The organism is Desulfovibrio sp. DV (assembly GCF_001936595.1).
GTDB lineage: Bacteria > Desulfobacterota > Desulfovibrionia > Desulfovibrionales > Desulfovibrionaceae > Solidesulfovibrio.
On record NZ_MLBG01000027.1, the window covers coordinates 1 to 20,363 of the forward strand.

General features: G+C 64.4%; 18 protein-coding genes. 7 read left to right on the forward strand and 11 right to left on the reverse strand.

Annotated features, from left to right (window positions below; genetic code table 11):
- Positions 1 to 224 precede the first annotated feature (224 nt).
- From DVDV_RS08430 to DVDV_RS08455, 6 genes are all read left to right on the forward strand, one after another.
- Positions 225 to 1,367 carry an ABC transporter substrate-binding protein gene (locus DVDV_RS08430; RefSeq protein ID WP_075354240.1) on the forward strand — a complete coding sequence of 381 codons (1,143 nt, stop codon included), beginning with the start codon at positions 225 to 227 and terminating at the stop codon, positions 1,365 to 1,367.
- Positions 1,367 to 2,242 (forward strand): branched-chain amino acid ABC transporter permease, encoded by an 876-nt coding sequence (locus DVDV_RS08435; protein WP_075354241.1) that lies wholly within the window; start codon positions 1,367 to 1,369, stop codon positions 2,240 to 2,242. Before DVDV_RS08430 ends, DVDV_RS08435 begins: the two co-directional genes overlap by 1 nt.
- The gene (locus DVDV_RS08440) at positions 2,239 to 3,213 is read left to right on the forward strand and encodes a branched-chain amino acid ABC transporter permease (protein ID WP_075354242.1); all 975 of its coding nucleotides are present in this window, start codon (positions 2,239 to 2,241) and stop codon (positions 3,211 to 3,213) included. Before DVDV_RS08435 ends, DVDV_RS08440 begins: the two co-directional genes overlap by 4 nt.
- A complete protein-coding gene (locus DVDV_RS08445; RefSeq protein ID WP_254845312.1) occupies positions 3,197 to 4,000 on the forward strand; it encodes an ABC transporter ATP-binding protein in 804 nt (267 codons plus the stop codon). Before DVDV_RS08440 ends, DVDV_RS08445 begins: the two co-directional genes overlap by 17 nt.
- 312 nt (positions 4,001 to 4,312) lie before the next feature.
- Positions 4,313 to 5,032, forward strand: coding sequence for an ABC transporter ATP-binding protein (locus DVDV_RS08450; protein WP_075354244.1), 720 nt, complete (start codon positions 4,313 to 4,315; stop codon positions 5,030 to 5,032).
- A gap of 222 nt (positions 5,033 to 5,254) precedes the next feature.
- Entirely contained in the window at positions 5,255 to 6,574 is a 1,320-nt protein-coding gene (locus tag DVDV_RS08455; protein WP_075354245.1) for a phenylacetate--CoA ligase family protein, read from the forward strand.
- Between the two features lie 251 nt (positions 6,575 to 6,825).
- On the opposite strand, the gene DVDV_RS08460 is transcribed toward DVDV_RS08455, so the two are convergent.
- From DVDV_RS08460 to DVDV_RS08510, 11 genes are all read right to left on the reverse strand, one after another.
- A complete protein-coding gene (locus DVDV_RS08460) occupies positions 6,826 to 8,286 on the reverse strand; it encodes a DUF1254 domain-containing protein (RefSeq protein WP_075354246.1) in 1,461 nt (486 codons plus the stop codon).
- Between the two features lie 345 nt (positions 8,287 to 8,631).
- Positions 8,632 to 10,023 carry a M14 family metallopeptidase gene (locus tag DVDV_RS08465; RefSeq protein WP_075354247.1) on the reverse strand — a complete coding sequence of 464 codons (1,392 nt, stop codon included), beginning with the start codon at positions 10,021 to 10,023 and terminating at the stop codon, positions 8,632 to 8,634.
- 261 nt (positions 10,024 to 10,284) lie between these two features.
- Positions 10,285 to 11,115 (reverse strand): DUF4198 domain-containing protein, encoded by an 831-nt coding sequence (locus tag DVDV_RS08470; protein WP_075354248.1) that lies wholly within the window; start codon positions 11,113 to 11,115, stop codon positions 10,285 to 10,287.
- 29 nt (positions 11,116 to 11,144) lie between these two features.
- Positions 11,145 to 11,456: a hypothetical protein gene (locus DVDV_RS08475; protein ID WP_254845313.1), complete on the reverse strand. Its 312-nt coding sequence runs from the start codon at positions 11,454 to 11,456 to the stop codon at positions 11,145 to 11,147.
- Positions 11,457 to 11,618: 162 nt separating this feature from the next.
- Positions 11,619 to 14,132, reverse strand: a complete 2,514-nt coding sequence (gene feoB, locus DVDV_RS08480; protein WP_075354250.1) for a ferrous iron transport protein B — start codon at positions 14,130 to 14,132, stop codon at positions 11,619 to 11,621.
- The gene (locus DVDV_RS08485) at positions 14,129 to 14,380 is read right to left on the reverse strand and encodes a FeoA family protein (RefSeq protein ID WP_075354251.1); all 252 of its coding nucleotides are present in this window, start codon (positions 14,378 to 14,380) and stop codon (positions 14,129 to 14,131) included. Before DVDV_RS08485 ends, feoB begins: the two co-directional genes overlap by 4 nt.
- Before the next feature lie 59 nt (positions 14,381 to 14,439).
- Positions 14,440 to 15,807: a methyl-accepting chemotaxis protein gene (locus DVDV_RS22940; protein WP_217694123.1), complete on the reverse strand. Its 1,368-nt coding sequence runs from the start codon at positions 15,805 to 15,807 to the stop codon at positions 14,440 to 14,442.
- 19 nt (positions 15,808 to 15,826) lie between these two features.
- Positions 15,827 to 16,207, reverse strand: coding sequence for a DUF1987 domain-containing protein (locus DVDV_RS08495; protein WP_075354253.1), 381 nt, complete (start codon positions 16,205 to 16,207; stop codon positions 15,827 to 15,829).
- A gap of 10 nt (positions 16,208 to 16,217) precedes the next feature.
- A complete protein-coding gene (locus DVDV_RS08500) occupies positions 16,218 to 16,766 on the reverse strand; it encodes a SiaB family protein kinase (RefSeq protein WP_075354254.1) in 549 nt (182 codons plus the stop codon).
- Positions 16,766 to 17,983: a PP2C family protein-serine/threonine phosphatase gene (locus tag DVDV_RS08505; protein WP_075354255.1), complete on the reverse strand. Its 1,218-nt coding sequence runs from the start codon at positions 17,981 to 17,983 to the stop codon at positions 16,766 to 16,768. Before DVDV_RS08505 ends, DVDV_RS08500 begins: the two co-directional genes overlap by 1 nt.
- A 141-nt stretch (positions 17,984 to 18,124) precedes the next feature.
- Positions 18,125 to 19,240 (reverse strand): sensor domain-containing diguanylate cyclase, encoded by a 1,116-nt coding sequence (locus DVDV_RS08510; protein WP_075354256.1) that lies wholly within the window; start codon positions 19,238 to 19,240, stop codon positions 18,125 to 18,127.
- Positions 19,241 to 19,741: 501 nt separating this feature from the next.
- Here DVDV_RS08510 and DVDV_RS08515 point away from each other — a divergent pair.
- Positions 19,742 to 20,344, forward strand: coding sequence for an NYN domain-containing protein (locus DVDV_RS08515; RefSeq protein WP_075354257.1), 603 nt, complete (start codon positions 19,742 to 19,744; stop codon positions 20,342 to 20,344).
- Positions 20,345 to 20,363: the final 19 nt, after the last annotated feature.

Here is a 20,363-nt window from a genome sequence, read left to right on the forward strand (position 1 = left end):
TTCACGCCGGCCGACCACAACGGCCTTGACGAGACCGCCTTTGTCATGGTCACCATCGCCGGCGGCGATTTCAAACTGTTGCCCCAAGCGCAATAATCTCCGGCCCCACCCGGTTTCCTTCCCGCCCGGAATCGACTACAAGGCGGGACACGAATCGACGACACCGACGTTTTCCGCGCAACGGAGAGTCCGTTGCGCGGAAAACGCGCTTGAAGGAGCGAGCCATGCGCATCAAAGCGATCCTCCTGGCCCTTTGCGCCCTTTTTGCCGCCACCGGCCCGGTCCGCGCCGCCGAACCCATCCGGCTCGGTGCGGTGCTGTCCGTCACCGGACCGGCCTCGTTTCTCGGCGAACCCGAGCGCAACACCATCCAGATGGAACTGGACAAGATAAACGCCGCCGGCGGCGTCCTTGGCCGGCCCGTGGAAGTCGTCATCCTCGATGACGAGACCGACGTGAACAAGGCCGTTTTGGCCGTTGATCGCCTCATCAAAAAGGAAAACGTGGCCGCCATCCTCGGCCCCACCACCTCGGGCAACTCGCTTGCCGTCATGGGCAAGGCCGCTGCCGCCAAGGTGCCGCTTATTTCCTGCTCCGCCGCCGAAAAAATCACCAAGCCGGTGAATCCCTATATCTACAAGGTCGCCCCGTCCGACCGGCTGGCCGTGGCCCGCATCCTGACCCACGCCAAGGGCAAGGGATACAAAAAACTCGCCATCCTCACCGTGTCCGACGGCTTCGGCCAGGCCGGGCGCGAGGTGCTCAAGGAGCTGATCCCGGCCGGGGGCTTTGAAATGACCGCTGATGAGGTGTTTGGCCCCAAAGACACCGACATGACCGCCCAGCTGACCAAGATCCAGGGCACAAGCCCCGACGCCGTCATCTGCTGGGGCACCAACCCCGGACCGGCCGTGGTGGCCAAAAACCGGGTCCAGCTCGGCATCACCACCCCGCTCTACATGAGCCACGGCGTGGCCTCGAAAAAATTCATCGAACTGGCCGGCGATGCGGCCGAAGGCCTGCTCCTTCCTGCCGGCAAGATCACCGTGGCCGAGAAACTCCCGGACACCGATCTGGAAAAAACCCAGCTCGTGGCCTATGCCAAGAGCTATGACGAGCGCTTCAAGGCCCCGGTCTCGACCTTTGGCGGACACGGCTACGACTCGCTCCATCTGGCCGTGCGGGCCATTGCCGACGCCGGCTCCGACAAGCCCGAAGCCATCCGCGACGCACTGGAAAAGATCAAAGGCTTCGCCGGCATCGGCGGCATCTTCACGTTTACCCCCGAGGACCATGCCGGTCTTGGTCCCGACGCCTTCATCATGCTTGGCATCGAGAAGGGCGACTGGGTCATTGTTGGTCAGTGATGTTTGCCGGCGCGCCCCAATACATCGTTTCAGGACTCACCCAGGGGGCCGCCTATGGTCTGATCGGGCTTGGGTTCACCATGATCTTCAACACCACCGGCATCATCAACTTCGCCCAGGGCGAGTTCGTGATGCTCGGCGGGATGTTGTCGGTGTGCCTGCTGGGGGCGGGGCTGCCCCTGCCCCTGGCCATCGTGGCCGCCTGTCTGGCCACGGCCGTCATCGGCGGCCTCATGGAACGGCTGACCATCCGGCCGCTGGCCGGTGCGCCGGCCGTTAACGCCGTCATCATCACCATCGGCGTCTCCATTCTCCTGCGCGGCGGGGCCATGCTGGCCTTTGGCAAGGACACCGTCGCCCTGCCGGCCTTTTCCGGGGTCAAGCCCATCCTGGCCCTGGGCGCGGCCATCCAGCCCCAGAGCCTGTGGGTCCTGGCCGTGACGCTGGCCCTCTTGGCCGCCCTCAAGCTCTTTTTCTCCGCCACCATCCAGGGCAAGGCCATGCTGGCCTGCGCCTGCCAGAAGAAAGCCGCCAGCCTCGTCGGCATCTCGGTGGCCCGCATGGCGCTTTTGTCCTTCGCCATAAGCGGCCTGATCGGGGCCACGGCCGGGGCCATCCTCGCCCCCATCACCATGACTGCCTACGACGTCGGCATGATGCTTGGCCTCAAGGGCTTTGCCGCCTGCATCCTGGGGGGCCTGGGCAATCCCTTCGGCGCAGCCGCCGGCGGGCTGCTCCTTGGCGTCCTGGAATCCTTTGGCGCAGGCTACGTGGCCTCGGGCTACAAGGACGCCTTTGCCTTCATCGTCCTGCTCCTGCTGCTCTTCGTCAAACCCTCGGGCCTTTTTGGCAAGGCCGGGGTGGAGCGGGTATGAAGCGTCCCATTCTTGGCCAAAACGCCGCCCAGGCGGTTCTTTTTTTCGCCCTGCTCCTGGCCGTGCCCTACGGCCTGCCCAACGAATACTATTTGAGCATCTGCATTCTGGGGAGCCTTAACGCCGTCATTGCCGTGGGCTTAAATCTCCTCATGGGCTACGCCGGGCAGGTCTCGCTTGGCCACGCCGCCTTCTACGGCCTCGGGGCCTATGCCACGGCCATCTGCACCACCCGCTTCGGCCTGCCCATCCCGGTCGGCATGGCCGCCGGCGTCACCCTGGCGGCAGCCGTGGCCTGGATCGTGGCCCTGCCCACGCTCAAGCTCAAGGGCAACTATCTGGCCATGGCCACGCTTGGCTTTGGCATCATCGTTTCCATCGTCTTTAACGAGGCCGTGGACCTGACCGGCGGCCCGTCCGGCTTCGTCGGCATCCCCCGCCTCGCCCTTTTCGGCCACACCTTCGAGTCCGACCACGGCTATTACAATCTCATGGCCGTGGTTCTCACCCTGGTCGTGCTCCTGGCCTTGAACCTCATGAAATCGCGCACCGGCCGGGCGCTGCGGGCCCTGCACGTCAGCGAAAAGGCCGCCTCCAGCCTTGGCGTCGACATCGCCGCCCACAAGCGCTTCGTCTTTGTCCTGTCCGCTGCCCTGGCCGGTCTGGCCGGGGTGCTCTACGCCCACTACCTGAGCTTCATCGCCCCGGCCTCCTTCGGGTTCTCCTTCTCGGTCCAGCTCGTGGTCATGGTCGTCCTCGGCGGCATGGCCAGCGTCTGGGGCTCGGTTGCCGGCGCGTTCTTTTTAACCGCCCTGCCGGAAGCGCTCCGGGAGTTCGAAGACATCGACATCCTGGTCTACGGAGCCATCTTAGTGCTCACCATCATGTATCTTCCCGACGGGCTGGCCGGCGGCATCAAACGCCTTTCCCGCAAACTGCGGCGCACCGGGGTGGATGATGCCCGCAGCTAACGCCGTCTCCCCCGCCCCGCCGGCTCCGCTGCTCGACGTTTGCGCCGCAACCGTCCGTTTCGGCGGCATCCACGCCCTGACCGAGGCCGATTTCGCCATTGCCCGGGGGTCGGTCACGGCGCTCATCGGCCCCAACGGCGCCGGCAAGACCACCATGTTAAACGCCATCACCGGCATGGTGCCGCTCACCTCCGGCGACATCCGCCTGGACGGGGCCGACATCGCTGGCCTGCCCCCCCACAAGCGGGCCGCGGCCGGCGTCGTGCGCACCTTCCAGAATCTCGAAGTCTTCACCTCCATGTCCGTCCTGGAAAACGTCATGGCCGGCCGCCATGCGCTCACCCGCTACACCGTGGCCGCCAGCATCCTGCGCACCCCGGGATTTCGTCGCGCCGAAGCAGCCTGCCGCGAAGCAGCCCTGGACTGCCTGGAGTTCGTCGGACTGGCCGATGAGGCTGATACCCCGGCCGGAGATCTGCCCTACGGCAAACAACGCCTCCTGGAGATGGCCCGGGCCCTGGCCGCCGACCCCAAGCTGCTGCTCCTCGACGAGCCGGCCGCCGGACTCAATTCCAAGGAAACAGCCCGACTCGGCGACCTCATCCGGGCCGTGTGCGACCGCCGCCACGTCACCGTCGGTCTGGTCGAACACGACATGGAATTGGTCATGGCTGTGAGCGACCACATCACCGTGCTCCACTTCGGCCACCCGCTGGCCGCCGGCACACCCGACGCCATCCAGGCCAACCCGGAAGTCATCAAGGCGTACCTGGGTGAGGACGAGTGATGTGAGAGGGAAGAGGTAGAGAGAAGAGAAGATGCCTCCGGCGGCCGGGGGGATGATCCCCCCGGACCCCTGCAAAGGGGAAAGTTTTAAAAGGGTTGCTGCTGGGGTGTAAGATGTCCCAACCAACCGGCATCCCCCAGGTGGGATTCCAAAGGGCTCAGCCCTTTGGCCGCCGGAGGCTCTCGAAATTTTGCAACAGCCGTAAAGTAAATAATCTGTCCCCCGCCCAGGGGGTCCGGGGGGATGATCCCCCCCGGCGGAGAGGTCCAGGAGAGGCAGCGCCTCTCCTGGCCGCCGGAGGCAAACCCCACAATGCTGACTCTTCGTAACATCGATATACACTATGGCCGGGTGCACGCGGTGCGTCGGGTGTCGCTCCATGTCGCCCCGGGCGAGATCGTGGCCCTGATCGGGGCCAACGGCGCGGGCAAGACTACGCTGTTATCCGCCATCTCCGGCGTCATGCGCGTCTCCGGCGGCGACATCGAATTTGACGGCCGCTCCATAGCCACGGAAAAGCCCGAGCGTATCGTGCGCCTGGGGCTGTCCCATGTGCCCGAGCGGCGGCTGGTCTTTGGCCCCATGTCGGTCGAGGACAATCTGCTCCTTGGGGCCTATACGAAATTTCGCCGCCGCGAAGTGGCGGCCGATCTGGAAGAGATTTACAGCATGTTCCCGGTGCTGCTCGACCGCAAAGGCCAGCAGGCAGCCGCCCTCTCCGGCGGCGAGCAGCAGATGCTGGCCATTGGCCGGGCGCTCATGGCCCGGCCGCGCTGCCTGCTTTTGGACGAACCCGGCATGGGCCTTGCCCCCCAGATCTGTAAGGAAATCTTCCGCCACGTGGCCACCCTTCGCCGCGACAAGGGCCTGACCGTCCTTTTGGTCGAGCAAAACGCCAAGAGCGCCCTGGCCGTAGCCGACCGGGGCTACGTGCTGGAGACGGGCCGGGTGCTCCTCTCCGGCACCTCCGAAGAGCTGCTCGCCAACCACGACGTCCGCCGCGCCTATCTCGGGCGAGAGAAGGATAATTAAGAGAGAAGAGGAAAGAAAGAAGAGAAGATGCCTCCGGCGGCCGGGGGGATGATCCCCCCGGACCCCTGCAAAGGGAAAAATTTTCAAGGGGCGACTGTTGTTGCAGCAACAGACGTTGTTCCCCATGAACCCCTTGCCTTCCAGGAGGGATTCCAAAGGGGTCACCCCTTTGGCCGCCGGAGGCACTCTTTCTCTCACTCTCACTCTCACGGGAGCCTGACCATGCGCGAATGTTTTGAGCCGAAATTCGAGACCATGGAGCGTCGGGAGCTGGCCCAGTTGCAGTTGGAGCGATTGCAGGAAACGCTGACCCGCGTGGCCCGCAACGTGCCGCTGTATCGCAAGCGCTTTGCCGAGTTGGGCGTCGATCCCGAAACATTCTCCGATCTGGCCGACGTGCGCCGCCTGCCCTTCACCACCAAGGCCGATCTGCGCGAGGCCTATCCGTATGGGCTTTTTGCCGTGCCCCTGCGGGATGTCGTGCGCCTGCACGCCTCGTCGGGTACATCGGGCAAGCCGGTGGTGGCCGGTTATACGCGCAATGATGTGAAGACCTGGTCGCGCCTCGTGGCCCGGGTCATGGTCGCGGCCGGCGTGTCCCGCGACGACGTGGTGCAGATTGCGCTCGGCTACGGCCTTTTCACCGGCGGTATGGGCTTTCACTACGGAGCCGAGACGGTCGGTTCGGCCGTGATTCCGGCCTCGAGCGGCGGCACGCGGCGGCAGGTGGCCATCATGCAGGACTACCGCACCTCGGTTTTCGTGGCCACACCAAGCTACGCCCTGCATCTGGCCGAGACGCTGACGGCCATGGACGTCAACGTCAACGCGCTCTCCCTTCGCTACGGCCTGTTCGGAGCCGAGACCTGGACCGAGGCCATGCGCGGGGCCATCGAAGACCGGCTCAAGCTCACGGCCACGGACAACTACGGCCTAAGTGAAATCATGGGACCGGGCGTGGCCGGCGAATGCCTGGAAAAAGCCGGTATGCACGTGAGTGAAGACCATTTCCTGATCGAGATCGTCGACCCGGCCACCGGCGAACCTCTCGCCGACGGCGAGGAAGGCGAACTAGTCATCACCACCCTGGCCAAGGAAGCCTACCCCATGATCCGGTTTCGCACCGGCGACATCACCCGCATCATCCCCGAGCCCTGCCCCTGCGGGCGCACCATGCGCCGCATCGGCCGCATCCTCGGACGCTGCGACGACATGCTCATCATCCGGGGCGTCAATGTCTTTCCCTCGCGGGTCGAGGCGCTGTTGCTCGAAGTCGAAGGCGTCACCCCCAACTACCGCATCGTGCTCACCCGCCAGGGAGCCCTGGACGAAGCGCTGGTCGAGGTGGAACCTTCCGAAGATCTGCTCTTTGACCGCATTTCCGAACATCAGGCCCTGCTGGAAAAGCTCGAGCGCCGGCTGGCCTCGGAACTCGGCGTCGGCTTTGCCGTGCGCTTCGTCGAACCGGGCAGCCTCACGCGCAGCGAGGAAGGCAAGACCATCCGTGTCGCCGACCGCCGCGGCCTGCTATTGGGGAAGTAGGGAAGAGTAGAAAAGAGAAGAGAAGAGAATCGGGGCGCTGCCCCGAGCCCCTCCGGGGGGATCATCCCCCCGAACCCCCGGAAAGGGTGGGGTTGGGGGATGGGAAGCGTTTTAAACCGTGCACCGGAGCGAATGCGCGGCCGGGCAAGCAGAGAAGAAGAGAATCGGGGCGCTGCCCCGGCCCCGCCGGGGGGTTGATGCCGAAAAGCGGCCCGGGAATCTGGCGATTCCCGGGCCGCTTTGCATGTGGCCTAGCGCGTCTTTTGGATCACGGGCGGCTGCCAGCTCCCCTGGCCGGGCGGCAGCACGGACGGTGCCTCGGTCCTTGGCCAATACAGCCGCAGGACCAGATAGATCGGCCCGTCCGGGGCCGGCAGCCAGTTGGCTGCCTTGTCTTTGCCCGGCGCTTTGTTTTGGATGTAAAGCGTCAACGAACCGTCCGGATTCTTGTGCATCTGCGGCACCATGGGCGCGTTGATGAGATAGCGGTTGATGGGGTTTTTGATCAGCAACTGGGTCTTGCCGTCATACATGGTCAGAGACCAGAAGGCGTTGACCGGCGGATACTGCCCGGCCGGGAAAGTGATGGCGTAGTCGTGCTTGCTGCCGTCGAGCAGTTCTCCATCGGCCAGGGTTTTGGTCATGGGGTAGACGGCTTCCACTGCGTCGTTGCCATAGATGCCGGCCTTGGCGGCGGCGGCTCGCAGCAGCCAGTCGCCGTTGTAAAAGGACCGATCGCCAAAAGCCGAAGCCACCCGCCAGCCATTGATGTCCTTGCCGACGGTTGCCACAGCCTGATCCACTTTGGCCGAACCGGCCTGCATTCCGAGCAGGATTTCCGCCTTGTGGGCCAAGGATAAGTCCTTGAAGTTGAAGGTCTTGCCCGGCCCGACACCGATACGGGCAAGCTTCTCCCGGATGGCCGCCTCTTCAGGCCCGGCCGGGGCGAAGGCCAAGGCAAAATCCAGATATTCAAAGAACTCGAGCTTCACCAGTTCCTTGTCGATTTTCGGGAAGGCGATGGCCGACGGCGCGGCCGGCGGCTGCTTTTTCAGATAAGCCGAGAGCGGGCGCGCTTTGTAGCCGGACTGCACCTTTTTGACGTTGGCCATGTCCGTGGCACTCAAAAGCTGGGTCCGGAAAATCGCTATGGCGAACTGCGTGCTCGATCGGAAGACCGACTTGATTCCCGGCGGGACTTCGCCGGTATAATCCGGGCCGATGACCATGTAATCGCCAGCCTCCGTGCCTGTTGTCCGGCTGCCGACATATCCGAAGTTAAACGTATTGCCGTCCACAAGCTGTACGCTGTAGTAGCGTTTTCCGGGCACGGCCGGGACAGAGAGCACCATGGGTTCGGCCCGAAGATCCATCGAGAGGAACGAATACGGCGTATCGCTGTTTGGCGTAACAACAGCCGTGTCCTTATATGTCAGCACCTGGGAATCGTTGCAGAGCTGGTTGAATGGGGCCTTGTATTGTCCGGAATTGCGATCAATGGAATATTCATAAACGACTGCATAGTTCATAACGATAGGCAGTCCGTAAATGAAGCCTTCCTCCGCTATGGCTCGAATTTGTGCGAAATCGAGACGATCCTTGTCCTGTTCCCGGGCCTTGGCGACAACGTCGCCATGTCTGGCGCAACCAGCCAAAAGCAGCATCGTCGCCATGACGGCCAAGAAGGCACGCCGAGCCGGACCACCTTTCATGTTGGTTCTCCTGTGAAGTGGTGTTGAACGCGGGCAAAAGATCGCGGCGGCACCGTTGCACGCCCCGGTGCCAGTGCCGCATTCCGGGTATCTATACTGCGAGAATACAGAAAATCGGGAGTTGATGGCAAGGATTTATCGGGCGGCTGAAACGTGTGCGGGAAATACACCGCAACAGGGCAGGGCCCGGTGCAACAGTCCGGGTGAACGCCGGATGGGGGGACATTGAACCAGAAGCGGAGGAGCCTGCCCTGGGCAAACCACAAGACGCCGACGGTCCGGAGGATCTTGGCGATACGGCTGCCAACGGGTGGCGACTGAAGTTTCCACCCGAAAGGGCGAGGTCTATCGGCCGAGGTTGATTTCGCCGGTTTTTTTCAGGTGTTGCAAGAGCTTGGCATCGGTCTTGGCCAGGCGCGGAGCATCAGCCGCGAATGCCGCCAGGATCATACCGCAAAACTTCTCGCCCTTGTAGACTTCCACCCGGTAGACCGTGCCGGCCTTGTCCACGGAAAATTCCTTCTTGAGATCGGCCCTGGTCAGGGCTACCCCGGCCTCGTCGGCAAGGCCCGGCCTGGAAAAGCCGATGACATTGACCCGGTAGTCCCCGCCCGGAGCCACGGCAAAGCCCTTGCGCACGTCCACCACCTTGCCAAAGGCCACGTCCCGGCGCACGCCGTCGATGTCCATGGGCACGGCCCCGAGGCTCGAATCAAATTCCATGAACTGCGGATCAAGCTCGGTGACGTTGGTGTTGCCGAAATAGACCTTGAGGCTCTTGTCCGCCGACACCAGGGCGAGCAGCGGGCTGGCCGGCTGGTATTCCACGGCGCTGTCCTTTTTAAGCGGAATAAAGCGCAACCGCTCCCGGGCGTTTCGCAGATCAAGGTAGACCTTGTTGTCGAAAAAGGACACGGCCACGTTGCTTTGCAGCGCCTCGGCCACTTGGGGCGCGCCAAGCTCGAAGGTGCGTTCGTATTCCACGCCAAAGGATTTGAGAAACGATTCGATGACCCGCAGATGGTAGTAGGAGCGCATGGGCGGCGGCAGATTCTTGCTGCCCTCGATGCCAAAGGCCGGCTTGCCCTGGCCGATGGCAAAATACGTCAGGGTCTTGGCCATTTCCTTGGAGGTCTCGTCATCGAGCGTCTTGGTGTGGGTGTTTTTGACGTGGTAGGCGTGCAGCGGTTCGTAGAGATGGTCGTTGGCGGCGGACACGGCCCGCTCGGCCAGTTCCTGAAGATTGCCGAACCGGCCGGCCTCGGCTGTCTCCTGGTCGATGATGACTGACTGGCCCCACCGCAGCGGGCACTGCCACTCGGTGATATAGGTCGGGCTGTAATAGCCCCAGCCGTCGTGGAGGTGGAGCACGGCTGTCACCTGCTCATCGCGGATGATGGCCTTGATCTTCTGCACGGCCTCGTATTCCGGGTCTTTGGGGTCAAGCTCGGCGAACTTGCGGTTCATGTCGCCGTACACCCCGCGCGAACAGCGGATGATGCTCAAGAAATTGAGATTGGGCACCACCCAGACCGAGCCGGACTTGATCTTGTAGTGGGAAACCAGCAGGGCCGCAGCTGAAAAGCCCCCGGGTTCGTCGCCCTGGATGCCGCCGATGACCAGGATGGTCGGACCGGGACGGCCGGAATCGAGTTTGTGCAGGGTGAAATCGAGGTTGCCGCAGGGTGCGGCCGCAGCAGTCAGCAACAGAAGCAGCAAGGCCAGAATGAAACGCATGGGACCTCGACGCGGCGGGGTTTGATGGTTTGACCACGCCAAGTCTAGCCCAAACGCCCGGAAAAGTCATCTCGCCGGACACCCGTTTGCAGTGTGTTCTCCAAGACCGTCGCCCCACTGGCTGACGGCACGCCGCCCAAGGCCCGTACCAGGACCGCCTACACGGCCCGTTCATCCCGGAATCGACGTTCCCCCGGCAACAACGCGGGACGCCCGTGGCCGGACGTCCCGCTTCCTGACTGGTTCCCGGCAGAGGGGGAACTATTTCATATCCACAGTTTTGACCCAGAGAAGCGCATCCTGGGACAGGGGTTTGCCATCAAATTCTTTCACCGGGCCGGTGCCCATGGCGGCAAAGCCCCACCAGCCGGCCTTGGGCATGGCGTAGACAAACACGCCATTGGCGTCGGCCTTGATGGCCTGGGTGATGAAGCAGTCGTGGGGAGCGGTGGCCACGGCCTTCTTGTCAAAGCTGTTGGTACCCATGGCCGGGGCGTGGTTTAGATATTCCACCTCGATCTCGGCATCGGCCACGGGTTTGCCGTCGGCCAGGACCTGGCCCACAAAGACGTTGCCGGTATAAAGGCCGTAGGGCTTGGCCAGGGGCACGATTTCGGTGGCTAGGCCGACCGGCTTGCCCCAGTTGCCGGGAATGCCGCCGACGTTGAGCACCAGCTTGGTGATCTGCTGCATGTAGGACTTGTCTTCCGGCTCGAAATAAGGGGCCGGGACCAGGGCGAACACGTAGTCGCCGGGGCTGCGCAACTTCTGCTTGAAGGCATAGGCTTTGCCGGAATTGGTCAGGCTTTTCCAGGTGATGGGGGTCAGCCCCGCCTTGAGGTCGGTTTTTTGGGCCTCGCCTTCGGCACCGCGCTGAAAGACCATGAAGAACTGTTCCGGCGCGCCCATATCCATGGTGTGCCCGGCCTCGAAGGGATGGGTGAAGACAAGGCGCATGTCCACCTCGCCCCCCTTGTCCAGGGCGATTTCCGGGGTGTAGATCATCTGGAAGTGGGCGCTGGCCAGACCCGGCAGGGCCAGGGCGAGAACCAGGGCAACGAGCAGTCCGGCCAAAGTCTGTCTGTGCTGCATGTCGTCCTCCTGTTTGGGGTTTTTCCGCGTTATTCCAGGATCTTTTTGCCGTCGATCTCGATCTTGTGGCCTTCGCCGGCATCGTAGACGACAGCGTAGGCGCCCTCGGGTTTCTTGAAGGTGTACTTCGAAGTCTTGTCCATGGCCCCCTGCTCGATGACCTTGCCCGAGCCGTCCTTGACGATCAGGCCCACGCCCGAGGCCGAGGAACCGTCGGAAAAGCCGCCCTCGCAGGTGATGGTGCCGTCGGCGTTGTCAAAGCACGAGCACAAGGCGGTGTGGGCCAGGGCTGCGCCGGGCAGGGCCAGGGCCAGGGCGATGAGAGCGAGAGCAATTTTCATTCTCAATTTCATAGGAAAGCACTCCGGAAATCCGCGTCCGCTGCGGGTTGAGGTTTGGCGGGACAGGGGGCGCAGAGGCCCGGCCACAGTGCTTGCCGGGACAGGCGTCCCGACGGGTTGCTGTTTGGGGGCCGAGCCGGTTCGGCCCTGCCCGGCTTGGAATCAGGCGTTTTGCGCAGCCTCTTCGCAGGCTGCCGGAACCACGGGCCGGGGCCCCCGGTTGCGATGGGGAATGAGCCCGGCCAGGATGGTGGCGGCCACGGCCAGACCGTAAAAGCTCCACATGGCCGCGTTGCCGTCAAGGCCGAGCAGCCGGCCGCCGGTAAAAACGGCACTGGCCACAATGATGCCGACGAACATGGGGTAGAGGATGGCCAGCACCATCCACCTGGCCTCGCCGGTCTGGACCTTGATCATCATCGAAGTGGCCATGCACGGCGGATAAAGGGCCATGAAGAGCATGAGCGCCAGGGCATGGAGGGGCGTGAAATCAGCCTCGCCGTGTCGCATGGAGACCTCAAGCGACTGGTTGTCGTTGCCGCCGGCTTCGAGCTTGTAAATGGCTCCCATGGTGGCCACGGCCGATTCCTTGGCAGCAAAGGCCGAGAGCAGGCCGGCGTTGACCCGCCAGTTAAAGCCGGCAAACCGGGTAACCGGCTCCAGCGCCCGGCCGAGGATGCCGAGGAAACTCGTTTCCAGGCGCTCCCGGCGCATTTCCAGGCCGATGCTGTCGCGGCTCTGGGCAAAGGCCCGAACCCCGGCCAGGGCCGCCTTGGCCGCAGCGTCGGTGCGGGGTTTTAAAATAGCGAAGAAGTCCGGGTTTTCCTCGCGAAACCGGGTATCGACGGCCTTGGCCGCCTCGGCGTCGGTAACCCCTGACCGGGCCGCCTTGTAGGCGTCCTCGTAGCGCAAAAACCCAAGCAGCCCTTTGCCGTGAAGGACCGCCTCGAACTGCGAGCCGGCCACGGCCGCGTCGAGCCGGCTGCGGGAGGCGTCCAGCCGGGTCTGATAGGCGGCCTTGTGCTCGCGGCTGATGCCGGGAAACTGCAGCAGGACAAAGACGATGATGGCCACGGCCGCCACCACGGTGATGATCTTCCGGATGAAAAGGGCCACCTTCTCGATGGCCCGGGTAAACAGGTTGCGCAGGGTCGGCAGGTGGTACGGCGGCATCTCCATGATAAAGGGCGCGCTGTCGAGGTTCGAGAGCAGGGTCGAGGACAGCAGCCGGGCAATGGGCAGGGCCATGAACAGGGTGACCGTGGAAATGAAGAACATGGCTGCCGAGGCGTCGCCCGGAAAAAAGGCCCCGACCAAAAGGATGTAGAGTGGCACCTTGGCCAGGCAGTTCATGAGCGGAATGATAAGGATGGTGGCCAGCCGCGACTTGTCGTCGGGAATGGCCTTGCAGGCCATGACTCCGGGCACGCAGCAGCCGCCAAGATAGACCCCGGCCAGCACCATGGGCAGGGTGGATTGGCCGTGCAGGCCGTAGGATCGAAACAGCCGGTCCAGGATGAAGGCCATGCGCGGCATGTAGCCGGTGTCCTCCAGGCAGGCCACGCAGAAAAAGAGCAGGAAAAATATGGGGATGTAGTTCAAAAGCGAATTGACGGAATCCATGAACCACAGGCCAAGCGAGCGCAGGAGCGGGTCTTCGAGCATCCCGGCCGGAGGCAGGTAACCGGCCACAACGGTCTTGAGACCGGCCAAAAGCGGCCACGTGTAGTTGGTGAGCTTATACCCCCAGACGATGGAGACCTGATACAGGACAAAAAGCACGCCGATCAGGATAACGGGGCCGAGGTACTTGTGGCACACGAAATCGTCGATGGCGTCGGTCCGGGTTTTTTCCGGTCCGGCCGCCTTGACCGTGGCCGCCCGGGCCAGGGACCGGGCCAGCCGACGCCGGGCCAGGGCGGCAAAGGCGGCGACCGTCTCCCCGGACGACTCCCGGAAAGTTTCCTGACGCTCGGCAACCAGCGCGGAGAGGCGCACCGGATCGAAAAACACCTCGGCCACGAACTGCCGCGCCCCTTCGTCGTTTTCGAGCAGCCGTACGGCCAGCCAGCGCCGGGGCGCGCCCAGGTCGCCGCCCTTGGCCAGCACATCTTCCACGGCCTTGATGTGCGGCTCAAGCGGACCATAGTCCACCCGAAACGGTTCATCCTTGGCCGGCAGGTCCACGGCCGCCGTCATGACCGCGGCAAGCGCCTCGCGGCCCTGGCCCTTGCGGCCAACGCCCGTGGACACCGGCACGCCCAGGCGCTGGGACAGGATGTCGGTGTCGAGCACCTGGCCGCGCCGCCCAGCCACGTCCATCATGTTGCAATGGACCACCACGTTGCTTTCCAGTTCAAGCAACTCCACGGTCAGGCACAAATGGCGGCGCAGGTTGGAGGCGTCGATGACGTTGACCACCACCCGGGGATGGTCAAAAAGCAGAAAATCGCGGGTGACGCGCTCTTCCGGGGAGTACGAACTGACGGAATAGGCTCCGGGCAGGTCCACCAGCTCGCAGGTCCGGCCGCCGAGCTTGAAATGGCCGGATTTCTTCTCCACCGTGACGCCGGGAAAGTTGGCCACATGCTGGCGGGCACCGGTCAGCATGTTAAACACCGTGGATTTGCCGCAGTTGGGTTGGCCGGCCAAGGCGGCCAGGATGCGGCGGCTCATTGGGCCATCACCTCGACCAGCGAGGCCTCGCAGCGGCGCAGGCTGACCAGAAAGCCGCTGACCTTGATCTCGATGGGGTCGCGCAGCGGCGCATTGCGCACCACGAGAATCTCCTCGCCAGGCACCAGCCCCAGATCGCCCAACCGCTGGCCCAGACAGCCGTCGCAGCCGACCCTGGCCACCGTGCACCGTCCGCCCGGGGCAATGGCCCCCAGGTGCGTGCGGCCACTCGATGTGCGTTCGTCCATGTCCACCTCCGGCAAATGCCTGTGTCTTGGAAAATTCGTTTGAGGCTGCCAGGCAACACTCAGGAACAGGCCGCGGTTTCCTCTTCGGCTGCCGCGCCGCACAACCGGGCCATGAGCCGATCCACGCCGGCCAGGGCCTCGCGCACGCCCCTGGCATGGTCCTGGCCGGCCAGGGCGGCCTCCTCGATGGCCGTGGCCTTGGCCAGGGTTTCGTGCAGGGCCTGCCCGGCCCGGCCAAGGGGCGAAAGGGAGCGGCTGACGGTGTCGGCGCTGGCCTCGCCCTGGTTGCGGGCGGCCACGGCGTTGGCGGCGATGTCGGTCAGGGCTGTCCCGACCCTGGAGGACAGGGTCAGGAGATCGCCGGTTGCGGCATTGGCGGCCCGAAGCAGCCCGGCATTGCCCTCGGCCTGGGCCATGACCCCGCCCAGGCGGGCGGCGGCCTGGGCGGCGGCCTCCTTGGAGCGTTCGGCCAGCCGGCGCACCTCGTCGGCCACCACGGCAAAGCCCCGGCCGTGGTCCCCGGCCCGGGCCGCCTCGATGGCGGCATTCAAGGCCAGCATGTTGGTCTGGTCGGCAATGTCGGAAATGGCCTCGCCGGTGGTGGCGGCAAAGCGCAACCCATCAACCAGCGCCTCAAAAGAGCTGGACAGCCCCTCCATGGACTTGGCCACGCTGCGGCAGGCCCCTTCCAGGCCGATCTCCAGGTGATGCCCGGTTTCGGCGATGGCCGCCGCCTCCTGGGCCTTGGCCGCAGCGCCCAGGGCGTTTTCGGCTGCCTCGCGCACGGCGAGCAAGGCCGTGTCGAGGAGGGTAAAGGCCTCGCCCAGGCTGTGCGACTGGGAGGCGACCAGCTCGATGGTGGCCGCGCCGTCGGCCAGCAGGGACTCGGCCCGGACCGAGGCCGTCTCGATATGGCCGCGCACCTCACCCACCACCTCCGACACGGCAGCCAGCCGGGCCTGCCCGGCAGTGCGGTGGGCCTTGGCCGCGTCGCGCAGGGCCTTAAGGGCCTGCCTGTTTTCAGCAAACGCCTGCTTGCGCTGGTCCTCGGCCTCGGCCCTGAGGCTGGAAATCGTCTCGGACACCCGGGCGGCGGTGTCCCACACCCCGGCCAGGGGACTGACGGCCAGTCCCGGGGCCGGGAGATCAACGACCGGCTGGCCGGCCAACGCGGTGCCGAGTCCGGCAGCCAACTGGCGGGCCGGCATGTCCACCAGGGCGGCCCAGGCGACAAGTCCGGCCAGCAGCGTGGTCCCGCCGGCCAGGAGCACGGCGGCAGCCGGGGGCATGTCCCAGGCCGCGCCGGCTCCGGCGGCGGTGGCGGCCACGGCGGCCAGGAGGCCGGAGACGGCCAGGGAGGCGGGATGCGGGGCGCGCCAGCAAAGCGGTGCGTCGGCCAGGCCGGCCGCTGTCGAGTCGTCCATCATGTCCTCCGGCGGGCGGCGGTTAGAGCGCCACCAGTTTGAAGGCCAGGGCCTTGGCGTCCTCGGCGAATTCCTCGCCGCACTCGCAGGCAATGTCGTTGTCCTTGTCGTAGCGCCAATTGACCGTGATGCGCATTCCGCCGGCAGCGGCGATTTCGAGCATCTCGAACAAGTCGAGCAGGGCCTTGGACGAGGACGAATTGAAGTAGACCAGTTCCATGTCAAAGGTGACCGGCGCGGTCGGCTTGGCAGCCAGATAGGAGCGCAGCCAGGCAAAAATCGGACTGAAAAAAGCGGCGGCGTTTTCCGGGTAACACTCGCCTTTCATGCGATGCTGGTGGCTTACCGCATCGAAACGGATTTCGGGCGTGGAGCGCGTTGGCGCACTAACAAAGGGCTGCATGTCGGCTCCTCTAGGCAATGACGACGTCCAGGGCGAACCAGGCCAGATCGTCGGAGATGGATTGGATTTGGTAGCGCATGGGGCGAACGGACCGGCGGGCCATTTCCAGAAAGCCCAGGCCCGCGCCCCGGGACTGGTCGTCGGGACCCTGCTGGCGGCAGGATTTGTACAAGGCCTTAAGCGTCTCCCGGTCGGTGCCGGCCAGGACGTCGAGGCGTTCCCGGATACGGAGGGCCAGCGACTTGCGGATCAGGTTGCCGCAACTCAGGCACAACCCGTCGGGATCGAGGCGTATGATCAGTTCGCCCGAGGCCATGCGGCCGGTGGCCATGTCCACGGCGTCGGCAGCGTAGCGCAGGACGTTTTGCAGCTGCTCGACCAGCACGGCAAAGGCCATGGCCGCCCGGGTGCGGTTGGCGATCTCGAAGTCCACCTTGCGCCGGATCATGGAGCCAAGGCCCTCCACGACCTCCTGGGTCACCGGTCCCTTGAAGTACAGGACCACGCCGCCTTCCCGAAGCAGTTCACGGCATTTGTCGAATTGGGGGCCGCCAGTCATCAGATCCCTCCCAGGGCAATGGGGCGAACGGCCAGCACGGCCACATCGTCGCGGCGTCCGTTTCGGCCCCGGTGTGTTTCAAAAAGTTCGACCAGGGCGTCCCGGCGTCGGGCCAGGGGTTGGTCGCCCGTGTCGGCGAGCCACTGGCGCAAGGGACGCTTGCCAAGGGGCAGGTCGCGCCCGCCGCCAACCTGATCGGTGACGCCGTCGGAAAAAAGGACAAAGGCATCGCCCGGCAAAAGGGCCACCGGCACATTGGCAAAGACCGCCTCGGCCGGGGTCTTGGCGTAGCCAAGGCCCATGCGGTCCGGGCCGATCTCGACCACTTCGGCCCCGCGCTTGATCCAAAGCGGCCGGCGCGCTCCGGCGTAGACGAGCCGGGAGCAATCGTCGGCGTCGAGATAGACCAGGCCCATGTCCATGCCGTCGTCCACCTCGCCGCCACCCTGGAGGAGCAGCCACTGCTGCATGAACCGATTGACCTCGGTGAGCACCCCGGCCGGATCGCCCTCGAAGCGTTCCAGGCGCACCCGGTCCAGGGCCGCCTTGGCAATGAGGGTCATAAACGCCCCGGGCACGCCGTGGCCGGTGCAGTCGCCGATGCCGACAAAGACACCGCCCTGGCAGCGGGCGATAAAAAACACGTCGCCGCCGACCACGTCGCGCTGGTCCCACCATACAAAGCTGTCGGGAAAGACCTCGGCCAGTTCGGCCGGACTGGAGAGAAAGGCCCGCTGGATACGGGCGGCGTAATCCAGGCTGGACTCGATCTGGCGGTGGGCGCTTTCCAGATTGACCAGCGTGTCGTTGAGCCGCCGTTCGCGCACGGCCACGGCGTGGCCAAGCCAGTAGATCTGGCGGGCCAGTCCCGGAAAATCCCCGGCCTCGCCGCGCACCGGCGGGGCGCAAGCCGTGGCGTAGTTGCCCTGCTTGATGCGCATACAGCTGTCCATGAGCCGCCCGACCTGGTCGAACACGATGGATTTGCCGGCCAGGCGCACCAGCGGGTAATAGAGGATCACGCCCAGGGTGACGTAGCCGGCCAGCATGGCCTTAAGCGTCCCCTCGTCCAGGGCGGCCTGGCCGAACATCAGGGCCAGGGGAGCAATGACGACAAAGGGAAAGAGGATCAGCCCGAGTTTGGCCGGGGTGCCCAGTCCCGCCGCCATGAGGCCGGCTTCCCCGCTGCCGCGCCATTTTTCAAGAAGCCTTCGCACGGTTGCCTCCTTGCAGTCTCAGACGTCCCTGTCCGGCCGGGTTAGGCCGCAGACAGCGCTCCGGGCAGTGTTTTATTGAGACTGAAAACAACTTTCAAAATCAATTACAGCCGGGCAGCGTGCCCGGGCCGGCGGCTTCGCTTAGGCCATTTCGGCCGCCCCGCCCCGTAACGCCGGCCACAGTCCGCAATCCAGGCAGACCCGGTTGCGCCCGCTGCGCTTGGCGGCATAAAGGGCCTTGTCCGCCCGGGCCAGGCAGGCGGCCGGTTCGGGGTCCAGCCCCTCGGTGAAAACCGCCACCCCAAAGCTGGCCGTCACCCGGACGCACTGGCCGCCGGCCTCGACGCAAAGCCCCTCCAGGGCCCGGCGCAACCGTTCGGCCAGTTCCTCGCCGCCGGCCAGATCCGTTCCCGGACACAGCACGGCAAATTCCTCGCCCCCGACCCGGCCCACCATGTCCGCCACCCGCACGCTGTCGCGAAGCCTGCCGGCCACGGCCCGCAGCACCGCATCCCCGACGTCGTGGCCGTAAGCATCGTTGACGTTTTTAAAATGATCCACATCAACCATGATCATGCCAAGCGGCGCTCTGGAGCGGGCGGCCGCAGCCTGGGCCCTGACAGCGTTTTCGAAAAACCCCCGGCGATTGGCCAGGCCGGTCAGCGAATCGGAGGTGGCCCGGCGCACCAGCTCGTCTTCCAGGGCCTTTCGGGCCGAAATATCCTGGGTCATGCCGACCACGTGGCCGTCGGGTTCGATGACCGAGGCCCCAACCAGGCACCACACCGGCCCCCGGGGAGTGACCAGCCGCACTTCCATGCGCCGCACCCGGCCCGAAGCCTGCAAAACCTGCTCAAACACCCGGAAGTCGGCGTGATCAAAAAACAGGGAGGCAACCGTCGCGGTTTCGGCCAGGGCGGCCTCGCCAACACCTGCGCCTGGCCCGGGCGGCGGGGCCAGCAATTCGACCAGGGCCTGGTTGACGGTCAGGAGCCGGCCGGCGGCATCGGCCAGAAAGATGCCTTCGGTGGAATTCTCGAAAATGCCCCGGTACTGCTCTTCCTGCTGGCGCAGCCGGCGATTGAGGTCCACCATCCGGGCCTGGGTGCGGTCGCCGATGCGGGCCAGTTTTTCGGCCCGGCTGACCATGCGCGAGGCCAGATCGAGGAACTCCCCGGCCAGGGCCAGCACGCGCTGCGGATCATCGCGCACCCGTTCCAGGCGCTCCCGCATCTGGTCAAGGCTCTCGTCGGTCAAGCTCGCCACCGTATGAACACCCCCGGCGGCCCGTCCCGCCTCGTCTGTTCCGCAAGCCCAGGTGCCGCCGCGACGCAAACGTTTCGGGGGTGATAATTGAGAGCGATTGTCAATGTCAAGACGAATCGCGACTGCGCCGGGTGCGGGCCATTCCTGCCTGCTTGTGCGCCCCAGGATGCGCTGCGCAACAACAGTCTCGTAATATTTGAAAATAATTACGGTATGAACAACATCTGCCACGGCGGTCCGGGGACACGAATTTCCCGAACATGGCACGAGAGCATCCGTTCCGGAGAAACGACATCCTGCTGCCGGCCACTGTCCGGCCGGCGGACCGGTCCTGGCCAAGTGGCTGGCGGAAGCAGGCTACCCCTTCATTTTATTAACTATATTTCTCGACAAGACCTCTTCCCTCTTGGCCGCCTTCGCGTATACTGCGCGGAAGAGCATTGTGAAAATCCGCAATTGCCGAAGAAAATTTTCTTATAAAAGGACGTACCAATGACCAATCGAAGACTGTGGCTGATTGATGCCGGGTATATGTACAGGGGGCAATCCTATTACAATAGGGAATATAGCATCGACTACGTCAAATTGCGCAATAAACTGGAATACGAAAGCCCCATCTGGCGCGCCTATTATCTCAACTCCGTGCCCAATCCCACCCCCGATTCCCAGGTTGCCTTCTACAACTGGATGCGCTCCGCTCCGCCCCAGGGACCGAAAATCATCACCAAGCTCTACGAACTGCGCACCAGCGAAATAAACGAACTTTACTGCGAACAGTGCCGCCGCAAGGTTCCCATCACCTGCTCCCATGACCGGACCCATCGCCTGAGCCGCGAACAGCAAAAGGGCGTGGACGTCGGTCTGGCCACCCTGGCGCTCACCCACATCGAGAACTACGACACCCTGATCCTCTCCTCCGGCGACAGCGATCTCCTGGATGCCGTGGAATACATCACCGAAAAAAACAAACAGTTCGAGTTGCTCGTCTTTAAAAACGGTGTCTCAACAGATCTCCAGTGCCGGGCCGACCGCATCTGGTGGATCGACGACTTTGCCCAGGAAGTCGCCCGCGAACCCAGGCCCGTGGCCCCGTAACCCGCCAGAGACCGCCTGC